The sequence below is a fragment of the Leisingera sp. ANG-M1 genome, assembly GCF_000813745.1.
Lineage (GTDB): Bacteria > Pseudomonadota > Alphaproteobacteria > Rhodobacterales > Rhodobacteraceae > Leisingera.
The window spans coordinates 20,712-31,705 of record NZ_JWLC01000031.1; the positions used below are offsets into that span (position 1 = coordinate 20,712).

Below are 10,994 nucleotides of genomic sequence, written 5' to 3' on the forward strand. Positions count from 1 at the left end.
TGGCAGCGCATATTTCAATGTCAAGCTGCGTCAGGTGCCGCCGCCGCAGGGAGACCTGCAATGCCTGCAAATCAGGCTACAGCGCTTCCGCTGCCCAATGGGCAATCGCATCGCAGGCAAGCTGCAGATTGTGCGCCTGATCAAATCCCGTCACCGTTTTCCGCGGAGCCAGATCGTGGTTGCCGTCCTGAAGCCAGTGCAGCCGGACCGCCGGCGAAAGCCCATAGCTCTCCACCTCCTGCAATGTGCCAAACGGGTCGCGGGTGCCCTGGCAGATCAGCGCCGGGGTCTGCAATCCCTGCAAATGCCCGGTCCGCAGCCGCTCCGGCTTGCCCACGGGGTGAAACGGATAGCCCAGGCACAGCAGGCCGCCGACCTTCCCTGCCGTAAAGAGGTCATCAGCAATCAGGCTGGCCACCCGCCCGCCCATGGACTTGCCGCCGATGACCAGCGGGCCGTCGCAGGCCAGCTGGCTGATTGCCGCCCGGAATTCTTCCTGCAGCTGCTCAACCTTCGGCGGCGGCCGTTTCGGGCCGCCGCTGCGGCGCGCGGCCATATAGGCAAACTCGAACCGCGCAACCCGGAACCCCTGTGCGGCAAGGCCTTCGGCGATTGCAGTCATGAACGGCGTGTCCATCGCCGCACCGGCGCCATGCGCCAGCAGCAGCACCGGACGGCCCCGACCGTCCGCATTGCCGTTCAGAAGGAACTCAAGCTCTGCCAAGGATCACCCTCCCGCGCTCCGGCACGGGCGGCATGCCGCCCGCTCCCGTCTCAGCTGCAGCCCTGCACAGCCAGCTCCGCCATTTCTACGATGGCATCGCGGGTCGCAGCAACGGCGATGAAGCGGGCGTTGTGGCAGAACTTCGCGCCCGTCACGCCCGTGGCCTGCTCCAGCGCTTCATCCGTCAGCCCCGCCCAGGCAGCCGGCAGATCGGCGCGGCTTTCGAAAGTGTCGCCGCTCTTGCGGATCGTGGTCAGCGCCCAATCGGTGCCGCGCGGGTTGATCACGAATAACAGCTGGTCCGCGCCCGCCTTTTCGATGGCGGCCCGGAACGGCATCCCCATCGGCAGTTCCAGAACCCGCCCGCTGCCGGCGGTTTTGATGGCAGCCATGACCAGCGCCTCGGCGCGGCGCTTGGCGGCCTTGCCCCGCACGGCAGCCTCAACAAAACTCCGCGCCACAGGCAGGGCTGCCGCGAAGGCATCGTCGTCAGCACCGGGGCTGCGGTTGTCAAAAGCCGGCTTCAGGCTTTCCAGCAGCACCGGCAGCGTCATCCCCGCCAGAGGGCCCGCGGCAGAAGGCTCCAGCGCGCCGTTGTCCATCAGGTCAATGGGCAGAACGAAACTGCGGTCAAGGCTGCCATGCACATCGTCCAGATCCTGATCCGGCACCGACAGCGCGCGCAGATAGTCCCGGCCGAAGTGCTTCCAGATCAGCCCGAATGAACTGTAGGGCTGGCCGTCCTCCCGAAGCGGGTTCGGCCGCTGATGATGGTCGAAAACCTGTGCGTCGGCATCATAGTCGCGGCCGACATCATAGATGATCCGGCTTGCATCCGGCGTGATCCACTCCGCCTCCCGGCTGCGGATCAGCTGCGCCTCGGGAAACAGGCGGGTGAGGATCACCGACGACAGCAGTTCGTCGGCATGGAAGCCCCCGGAATGGGTGACAAGATGCTGGATGGTCATGAGGTCCCCGGACATAAAACACGCGGCCTGGCCGCAGCCGCCCTGCAACGGCATACCCTGCGTGCAATGCCGGAGCAACCAGTACCAAAGGCCGTATCCAGCCGAAGCAAGCCCGGGCCGCAAATTGCCGCACCGGCCGCCTGGAGGCCCGCTTTCCTCCCTTGTTCAGCAGGAAGCTCTTGCAGAAGCTGCGCCCGGCCGTCCCCTCAAGGCCCGGATACGGAAAAGGCGCCCTTTGGGCGCCCTCTAAAACGGATCCCGGCGAGGTCCCCTGCCTGACCTGGATCAATTGCGTTGCAGCGGCGGCCCAGCCAATCGAACAGGGTACCATACTTTGCAAGCGGCCCGGCTTGAACCGCAGTCGCCGAAGATCTGCGGCGGCTAGTGTCGAGAGCCTCGATCACGGCACCAGTGCCCGCCCGGCAAACAGAAAAGCCAATGTCGGCAGCCGCTTCCTGATCATTTCTATAGAGCCTGTGAGGGCGCGCCTTGTTGCCATGCTCCAACACCGCGCCCATCATCATGGAGGTTCCAAGAACCTGTTGGACTGTTTGCCCCGGCAGCCACTTTTTGTTCTTCACACGTTCGGCACAAACGTTTGCCCGGCCAAACCAGATATGGGCATTGGGGAGATGGCAAGGACATTTCAATGTCCTTGCCCCTAAAGGTCTCAAAGCTCCAGCCTTTCTCAAAGAAGTGAGCGCTGAGGTTTCTCCTAGCATCTATGATCCTGTTGCCAAACTTGATGGGTCGTTCAGCGCAGAGTAAGGCCTTGGGCAGGACAAGCTGCCGCTCGATCAAGATTATGGAGACCCGGTCAAACGGCAATTCATGACCGCATTGAAGAAGACATTTGATCCTCTAAGTGTCATGAACCCCGGGAAAGTGGTTAGTGGCCGCGCAGATAGCCAATAGGAGGAGCATGGCAGCCTCTATCGGATTGCGTGTCCTAATCCGCAGGGCACGCAGACCATTTGCAAGACCGGGACTGATAGCCTCCAGAGGATTGCTGTGAACCGCGCCGGGTTTGCCGGAGGCTGATTTCACTTAGTTTTGCAGCTATGCCCCCAGCTTCCAAAACTGCCTAATCCTGCAACGATCAAGCATGTATCCGCTCAAATTTCCGCACCCCGGCCCGAGCATCTTCAGTCCCGGATCACTGCCATGACTGCACTGCCAAGTTCCTGAAGGGCAGCGTTGCGCGTGTCGAAGTCCGCATCTACGTCCGACAGGAAGATAGTAGTGATCCACGGTGCCCCTTTGTCGGTCGTGACCATTGCAATGATGTTGCGGGTGTGGCTGCCGCTGCCTGACTTGTCAAAGACCTGCCAGCCCGCAGGCGCGTCAGCGCGCAGCAGGTTGCCCGTCACCCCGCCATGGCTCATCCAGTCCGTCAGCAGGTCGCGCGATGCCGCGGTCAGCGCGTGTCCCAGCAGCAGCTTTTCCAGCGTGGCGGCCATCGCCGCCGGGGTCGTGGTGTCGCGCGGATCGCCGGGGGCGAAGGTGTTCAGATCGGGCTCAGGCCGGTCCAGACGGCTGATCGGGTCGCCGATGCTGAGGAAGAATTGCGTGACTGCCTGCGGACCGCCTAGATGGTCGATCAGAATGTTGGTCGCGGTGTTGTCGCTCATGTCGAGGGCGGCAAGGCACAGCGCGCCGATCGTCATCTCCTCGCCAACCCGTGATTTGGTGACCGGCGCATAGGACTGCAAATCTGCCTCCCGCACCGGCAGCGCGTCGGAAAGCGTCAGAGCCCCCGCATCACGCTGCGCGAGAACAGCCCCGCAAACCGGCGTCTTCACGGTGCTGTTCATCAGAAAACGTTCATCTTCCCGGTGCGACCAGGACGTCGGCCCATCGACCTCTTTGATCGACAGGCCGACACGCCCGCCAAGCCTCTGCTCAACTTGCGACACGGTTTCAGCCAGCGCCTCAAGGCGCGTTTCGGCGGCGGACATGGTGGCCAGAGACAGGCCAAGAGCGAGCCCTGCCGCAGCGCGCGACAGGACGGAAGCGGTGAACCGCATGAGATGTTCCTTTCCGGATATGAACCTGAGACGACATCAATTGATGTCATGCACTTGGTATATTTCAGCTCGATCCAGCGCTACAAACGACAAATCTTATCGCCCGCCATTAGCTGAGGTATTGCCATGGATCGTCCCGACCTGCCGTTGAACGCCTTGCGCGTATTCGAGGTTGCCATGAGGCAGGGCAGTTTCACGAAGGCCGCCGTCGAGCTGCGCGTGACCCAGGCCGCAGTCAGCCATCAAGTTGCGCGTCTGGAGGACTTGCTGGGAGTCACCCTGTTCCGGCGCACCTCTCAGGGACTGGTGCCGACCGACGAAGGGCAACGGCTTTTCCCGGTGCTTGAACATGGGTTCGATGCCATGGCGCGGGTGCTCGGCCGCCTTGGCGGGCAGCGCGACGTGGAAGTTCTGAAGGTCGGCGTGAACACGACCTTTGCACTCGGCTGGCTGATGCCGAGGCTCCAAGCCTTCCGGCAGGCGCATCCGGAGATCGACCTGCGGATTTCAACCAACAACAACCGGGTGGAAATCCTGCGCGAGGGACTGGACATGGCAATCCGCTTCGGCACCGGCGGCTGGACCGGCCATGACGCAATCCCACTGATGGAGGCGCCTTTGGCCCCGCTCTGCGCGCCTGAACTGGCGGCCCGCCTGCAGCATCCATCAGACCTTGGTCAGGTGACGCTGCTGCGCAGCTACCGCAGCGCCGAATGGCCGGGCTGGTTCGAAGCAGCGGGCACGCCCTGCCCTCCGGTCACGGGCCCAGTCTTTGACAGTTCGGTGGCGCTCGGGGAACTGGCCGCCTCGGGTGCAGGCGTGGCGTTGCTACCGGTCGCCATGTTCGAGAGTGCAATTGCCCAAGGCCGGCTGGCGCAACCCTTCTGCGTCACCTTTTCCGCCGGGTGCTACTGTCTTGCATGGCCGTCAGACCGTCCGGCAACGCGGACGATGAACACATTTTCCCGATGGCTCTCCGGGCACAGCACAGGAGAGGCAAAGCCGATGTCCCGTGCAGGATCTGGAGAAACACGAACTGTCAACCCAGCCGCTCCTCTTCCCACGGCTTGAGGGCAGCTGTGAACCGGTCAGATTAACGACGGTCGGTCTGAAGCACTACCGAGGCGATCCGATGCGGACGGCCGGCGAAACCAGGTTCACGTAAACGGCGTTCAACAGAAGCAAGCGGCAAGCAGTATCTCGCTGCAGATGCGAGCTGCCCACTTCTTGATGCTGCCAAGCAGACCTTTTGAAGTCTCGATTTTACATTTTCCTCAAAAAACCAACAAAACATCCTTTTCAAAGTGTACTACGCCGCCCTTCCTCCCGGGCTTCAACCATTCCGCGAAACGAAATATTCATCGGTGCAGACTAAAACGAGGATCCTACTCGTCTGCCGGACTTCGAAGAAATGCAGAAACTGCCTGAAATTAAGGTGTCTCGCCCGCTGTCTTTAGAGCTTGCGGCGTTTCTTGCCCATCTTCTGGCTCTGGGGCTGCCGCTGGTCATTATCCAGATCTTCGACAGAGTTATTCCGAACAATGGATATGCCACCTTAACCGTCCTTTTGGCGTTTCTGCTGACTGCCGCATTAGGTGAAGCGGTGCTTAGAGCTGCATCCGCAGCAGTTGCTGCCAATTCAGCTGCAAAATTTGAAATCCACGCCATTGATCGTCTAGCTTATCTGACTTTGTTCAAGCGGCGGACAGCTTCCGAGCCGCACGATCCGGTTGAAACGCTGGGGCACTTCGACACGATCGAACGTGTCCGTGCGCTGTCTGCATCGGAAGCGCGCCAATCGCGTTTCACACTTCCTTTTGCTGCTGTTTTTGGAACGGCCTTCGCTTTGATTGCGTCCGACTTGATCTGGGTACTTTGCTTAGCGCTGACTGTCGTAATGCTTGCGCAGTTAGGTATGCGGCGTATGGATAAAGCCAATCAGGAGCTATCTGAAAAGACCAAGCGGAGCGCTGCCTTTGTCAATGAGGCTTTTGACAGCTTGGAAACGATCAAGGGCATGCATGCGGAGCCCTTTTTGGCCCGGAGACATGAAGCCCTGGCGCTTGGGGCTGCAAATACTAGGGAGAAAACAACGCTCGCAAAAGGCACTCGGCGTGCTCTGACTGAAACTGCGGCAAGTTCCGTTCCAATTCTCATGGCCACCGCCGGCACTTATGCTGTTGTCAGCAATCAGATGACTGCAGGCGCCCTGGCCGCAGCAATCTTGCTCTCAGGCAGGATAATCCAGCCCTTGCTGCGGGCTCAAACTGCCCGGGAAGCCCGGTTTGCGTTGCGTCCAGCAGAAAAAAGCCTCGAAAAGTTTCTGTCCCAGCCGCTGCCTGTTCTGGGGGAAAACACTCCCGGTCCTCTTGAGACGCTGAAGGCAAAAGACCTCTGCGTGTATTGCTCTGAAGGCAGGGTACTTCTGGACAATGTGTCCCTTGATGTTTCAGCTGGGGAGACCGTTGCGATTACCGGTCCTTCGGGCGGCGGGAAGTCAACCCTGCTGCAGGCTCTGACAGGGCGGCTGCTGCCGGACAAGGGCGAGGTGTTTTGGAACCGCAGCCGGATTGGCGATTGCGATCCGCGCCTTATCGGGCAGCGCATGCAGCTTTTGCAGCAGCATGCCAGGCTGCCGGACAGTACTGCTCTGGAGTTAATGACAGCGGGTGATCCGGACCGGCTCCAGGAGGTTCTGAATATCTGTTCTGATCTTGGCATGCAGAAGTCATTTGCAGAACACCCTAATGGGATGAACGCCCGGCTGGATCAAACTGGATCACAGCATTTGCCGACAGCACTCATCCGCCGCTTGCATATTGTGCGCTCCCTGGCACTGCAGCCGGACATCATAATTTTTGACGAGGCAAATGGCGGGCTTGATGCAGAGGCGGATGGTTTGCTGAGGGATTATTTTGCAGCCCACAAAGGCAAGTTCGCCTTGATACTTGTTTCGGCAAGACCGTCATACCTCCGGCTCGCCGATCGTGTTTTGACTATGCGTGGGGGCCGGTTGGAGCAAGTCTCTGCATCAGAAGACTCCGTTCAAAGGGCGCAAAGTGCATGAACTCAGTCACTGCAAGTTCCGACTTCTATCGCGATCAGGCCTTGGATCAATTCGAAGGAGCGATCGCGCAAGGGTTGCTGCCGGGTGTGCGAACTCAGGATCCAATGGTGGCTGCATTCCTGCGCTGCCTTGAGCTTTTGGATTGGGTGCAGTCCGGCGTAGGATTGTTTCATTCGATGCCCCACTTCCCTGGAGCATTTTCGATTGAGGACTTGCGCAACGCCTTCTATCGACTGGGGGTGGAAACCCGGCAGACCCCGGTCACCTCTTCTCAGGCGCTTCGAACCGGAACAGGTCCGGTTCTACTGATTGACGCAGCCGGATACCCCTACGTCGCTTCAAATGTTGAACAGAAGCGCGCAGCGGATCCTGTTTCCGGCGAACTTAGGGCATCCTTTACAAGGCCGGGTGACGTACTTGTAACCTTTCACCGGCCTGACGAGCTTGCTGAGCAGCCGTCTTCCTGGTTCAAATCACGCCTATCAGCGATGAGACGGGAGTTCCTGCGCCTGCTGCTGACCAAACTGGCGATCGCGGCTATTTCGATAGCCTCAGCATTCGGCATTGTCGGCATGTACAGTGTTGTGATTCCGACAGGAGCTCTGGATACGCTGTCGGTAATCGGACTTGGCCTTGCGATGGTGATTGCGAGCGATCTTGCATTCCGGCGTATCCGTGCGCGTACTGCAGCGCGTATCGCAGCCCGGTTGGACTACCTGGCTACTACAGAAATTCTGGCCAAAATCCTGGCCTTGCCGATGGACCGCCTTGGTCAGAGCAGCATTGCGGCGCAAGGGGCGCGGGCCAGACAGCTCGCAGCGACACCCAGTGCTTTGACAGGTTCAGCACTTGAAGTTTGCTTTGACATCCCAATTGCAGTCTTGATGCTGGCGGGGCTCGCTTTCTGGAGCTGGCAGCTGGCACTTATTCCGTTGGCTGTTTGTCTGTTTTGCAGCGTTCTGGCCTGGGCGACTTACCCTTTGCTCAAAGCCCGATCCAGTGAAGCCCGCAGGGCGCGGGCGCACTATAACGGACTTGTGCATGAAATCTGCCACGGCCTTAGCCAAATTCACGCAAACGGCGAGGAGGATCACTGGCTGGCGGCAGTGGCCAGGGCTGGGCGCGCCAATGCCAATGCGCAGCAGCGGGCTGCCGTTTTGCGGCGCATGCTTGATGCTGTTGCGGCCTCCGCGACTCCTGTTGCTGGAGGGCTGATCGCAGTAGTGGGTGCGCTGCTTGTCATGAAAGGCCAGATAACAAACGGATCTCTTCTGGCTGCTATGGTTATCAGCTGGCGTGTGCTGGCCCCTATTCAGAGTGCCTATCAGCTCCTTAGCCGTGTGTCGGACTTCCGCAGCCAGATCAAGCAAATCGACGCGCTTATGAAGCTCCCGGACGAGCATGAACAGAAAGCCGCGCCGCACAAATTCGATGTCGACCGGTCAATAGAAATCCGCCGCGCCGTCAGCCGCTATCCGGGCTCTTCCACAAATGCATTGAGCGGGATCTCTTGCAAGATTCCTGCTGGCAGTTTTGTAGTTGTGACTGGCCCGTCGGGGGCAGGAAAGAGCACTCTTTTACGCTGCATCAACGGACTGTCCCCGCTCCGGGCAGGGCAAGTTTTGATCGGCGGAGTGAACAGCCATCAGCTGCCGGTAAGTGCCTTGCGCGGCCTGGTCGCACATGTTCCGGAGACACCAGCGTTGATTCATGGCACCGTGGCGCAGAATCTGCGGCTGGGTAAGCCCTCTGCGACGGACGGCGAATTGGAAGAACTATGTGCTGTCTTTGGGCTCTCTTCCTTTCTTGCCAGCTTGCCTGACGGCCTTCAAACACGCCTGACCGCCGCGCGGCAGGCCACGATCCCTCGCGGAACCGCACAGGCGCTTGCAGTAGTTCGGGCGGTTTTGCGCGAACCGGGTGTCCTGCTCCTGGATGATCCAGCAGACGCGATGGATTCCGCACTGGAAGCCGCTCTCATGAATTGGCTGACCCGCCAGCGGGGCGGCCTGACAGTGCTGATGGCAACACACCGCCCCAGCCATGTGCGGGCGGCCGACTTCGAACTCAAACTCCGGTCCGGAATTGCGGCCGGTTTTGGCAAACCCGAAAGATGAGCACATGCTAAACCGCATTCTGCCCTGGAAAAGCCGGTACAGTGACAAAAAACTTGAGAATGATCCCGTGCAGCGCCGGCTGGCGATTGCCGGCCCTCTTGATGAACCACATGACGATGGGCTCTCCCGTTCTCTGATTTTCTGGATCGGAGGTGCCTTTGCCGCAGCAATCGCTTGGGCCGCTTTGACGCCAGTTTATGAAACGGTTGTGGCTGAAGGACTGGTTCTGCCACTGGATGGCTCACGCCCGGCGCAGCATTTGGAAGGAGGAGTCGTAGAGCAGGTTCTGGTGAGAGAAGGTGACACAGTGGAAGCAGGCCAGGTTCTTGTCCGGATAAATGTGGACGAAGCCAGAGCTGCGCTTGCAGGGCTTCATACCCGCCAAGAGACCCTGCATGCGGAGGCAACCCGGCAGCAGGCAGTGCTTTCAGGCGGGACTTTCCTGGAGAATTCAGGCGGGCCCTGGGCGGACCAGTCCCATGTTTTCAGCATGCAGGAACGTGTTGCCTCTGCTGAAACCCGCATGCTGGCTTCACGTGCCGAACTTGCCAGAGTGGAACTGGAAACTGCGCGCAGTGAGTTAGCCGAGCTGAAACATCAGGCGCAGCTTGCACAGGCGTCACTTAGAAGGATGGAACAGCTTGCGGCAAGCGGCAGCGCAAGTGCTGCCGCACTGGAGGACAATAAACGCGTACTGGCCTCTATTCGCAGGGAAGTAGCTGAGACACGCGGCGAAGCTGCCTCGGCGGCTCTCAAGCTTGACCAAGCGGAATTGGCCTTGGTCCAGCGTGAAGCTGAAAGGCTGGAGCTCGCAGCTCAGAGGCTTGCTGAAATCAATTCAGAGCTTGCTGGCCTCGACAAGGAGGTTGCCCGCCTTAGCCCTCGTATAGACCGCGAAGAGATACTGGCACCGGTTGCGGGCAGAGTTCAGGATATGGCAGTCGCGGACCCGGGCCAGGTCGTTGCCGCTGGAGCGGTTATCGCAACGGTGGTCCCCGTGGCGGGTGAGATGTTCGCGGAGCTGGTTGTCCCGGCCGACAGGATCAGCGACATCACTCCAGGACTCCAAGCGGTGGTCAAAGTTCTGACTTATGACTTTGCACGTTTCGGGGGCATACCTGCCGAGGTTACCCATGTCTCCCCTTCCAGTAGTGTGGATGAAAAGGGCGAAGCACGTTACCGGGTGAGGCTGAGACTTCTTGCCCAGGGGGGCGAGAATTTTGCAGACTTGCCATTGCGGCCTGGAATGTCTGTCACTGCCGATCTCCAGACAGGTCGGAAAACTGTTCTGGAGTATTTCTTCAAACCTTTGCGTGTTTTGCGGGATCGTGCCCTTACTGAGGCGTAAGAGCCGGCGCCATCCCCAAAGGGGAGAGCGACCTTTCGCGCGCCCGCATTAAGTGTTTGTTACACTGGAAATGAAATAACTTTTAACACGCTATAATTGACGTGCTGCGGAGCGCAGGAATGGCCAACAGCCACATAAATTCAGGTCAGAACGCTGGTTCTTCTGCTCAGGAAGAACACGGGCCCGGTTCAAAGGGTCAACAGACACCCGATCAGCCTAATCTCCAACCCGTGGCGGAAACATCAGGCTTTTCGGTGAACGTTGGAGCTCTCCGTGCGTATTTCACTGAGCAGGTCCGTGCTTTCGCAGACAAGTTCATTGAGGGAAGGGCAAAGGCTGTCGAAAACACTTCTGTCGAAAGCAGTGAGCAATCGCCGCCTGAAAAGCAGGCCTCGGTTGACGGCGAGGAGCAAGGCCCCGGCGGCTCCCGGACTTCAGAGGGAAATTATAAGGGTTTCGATCAGGGGAATGAAATTGAAGCGCCGATTTCAGACAGTTCAGGTATCGGAGCCGGACAAGAAAAGGGATTGTCTGTTGCAAGCGAAAATCCGGATTCGTCCTCTGACACTGATGAAATCGCGGCACCCGTAACCCAGAACAACAGCCGTGGCGGTTCTGGCCAGCTAGAAGACGAGCCCGCTGGCGATGGCGGCGGCACATCCGAGCCCGAGGATGAGCCCGCTGGCGGCGGCGGCACGTCCGAGCCCGAAGAAGAGCCCGCTGGCGGCGGCGGCGGCACGTCC

9 protein-coding genes are annotated in these 10,994 nt (G+C 59.6%); 6 read left to right on the plus strand and 3 right to left on the minus strand.

The window, feature by feature from the left end:
• Positions 1-76: 76 nt before the first annotated feature.
• The gene (locus tag RA19_RS23990) at positions 77-724 is read right to left on the minus strand and encodes an alpha/beta family hydrolase (RefSeq protein ID WP_039167906.1); all 648 of its coding nucleotides are present in this window, start codon (positions 722-724) and stop codon (positions 77-79) included.
• Positions 725-774: 50 nt separating this feature from the next.
• Positions 775-1,692 carry an MYG1 family protein gene (locus RA19_RS23995; protein ID WP_039167927.1) on the minus strand — a complete coding sequence of 306 codons (918 nt, stop codon included), beginning with the start codon at positions 1,690-1,692 and terminating at the stop codon, positions 775-777.
• Positions 1,693-2,478: 786 nt separating this feature from the next.
• On the opposite strand from RA19_RS23995, the gene RA19_RS27805 reads away from it, so the two are divergent.
• Positions 2,479-2,607: an FAD-linked oxidase C-terminal domain-containing protein gene (locus RA19_RS27805; protein WP_152615866.1), complete on the plus strand. Its 129-nt coding sequence runs from the start codon at positions 2,479-2,481 to the stop codon at positions 2,605-2,607.
• A gap of 230 nt (positions 2,608-2,837) precedes the next feature.
• Here RA19_RS27805 and bla read toward each other — a convergent pair whose 3' ends face one another.
• Positions 2,838-3,719 (minus strand): class A beta-lactamase, encoded by an 882-nt coding sequence (gene bla, locus RA19_RS24005; protein ID WP_039167911.1) that lies wholly within the window; start codon positions 3,717-3,719, stop codon positions 2,838-2,840.
• Between the two features lie 126 nt (positions 3,720-3,845).
• On the opposite strand from bla, the gene RA19_RS24010 reads away from it, so the two are divergent.
• The 5 genes from RA19_RS24010 to RA19_RS24030 all read left to right on the plus strand — a co-directional run.
• Positions 3,846-4,790, plus strand: coding sequence for a LysR family transcriptional regulator (locus tag RA19_RS24010; protein ID WP_052262033.1), 945 nt, complete (start codon positions 3,846-3,848; stop codon positions 4,788-4,790).
• A 340-nt stretch (positions 4,791-5,130) separates the two neighbouring features.
• Positions 5,131-6,786, plus strand: a complete 1,656-nt coding sequence (locus tag RA19_RS24015; RefSeq protein ID WP_039167912.1) for an ATP-binding cassette domain-containing protein — start codon at positions 5,131-5,133, stop codon at positions 6,784-6,786.
• Positions 6,783-8,903, plus strand: coding sequence for a peptidase domain-containing ABC transporter (locus RA19_RS24020; protein WP_039167914.1), 2,121 nt, complete (start codon positions 6,783-6,785; stop codon positions 8,901-8,903). Before RA19_RS24015 ends, RA19_RS24020 begins: the two co-directional genes overlap by 4 nt.
• 4 nt (positions 8,904-8,907) lie before the next feature.
• Entirely contained in the window at positions 8,908-10,251 is a 1,344-nt protein-coding gene (locus tag RA19_RS24025) for an HlyD family type I secretion periplasmic adaptor subunit (RefSeq protein WP_039167916.1), read from the plus strand.
• Positions 10,252-10,370: 119 nt separating this feature from the next.
• A partial coding sequence (locus RA19_RS24030) for a hypothetical protein (RefSeq protein WP_206540303.1) occupies positions 10,371-10,994 on the plus strand: 624 nt, incomplete at its 3' end.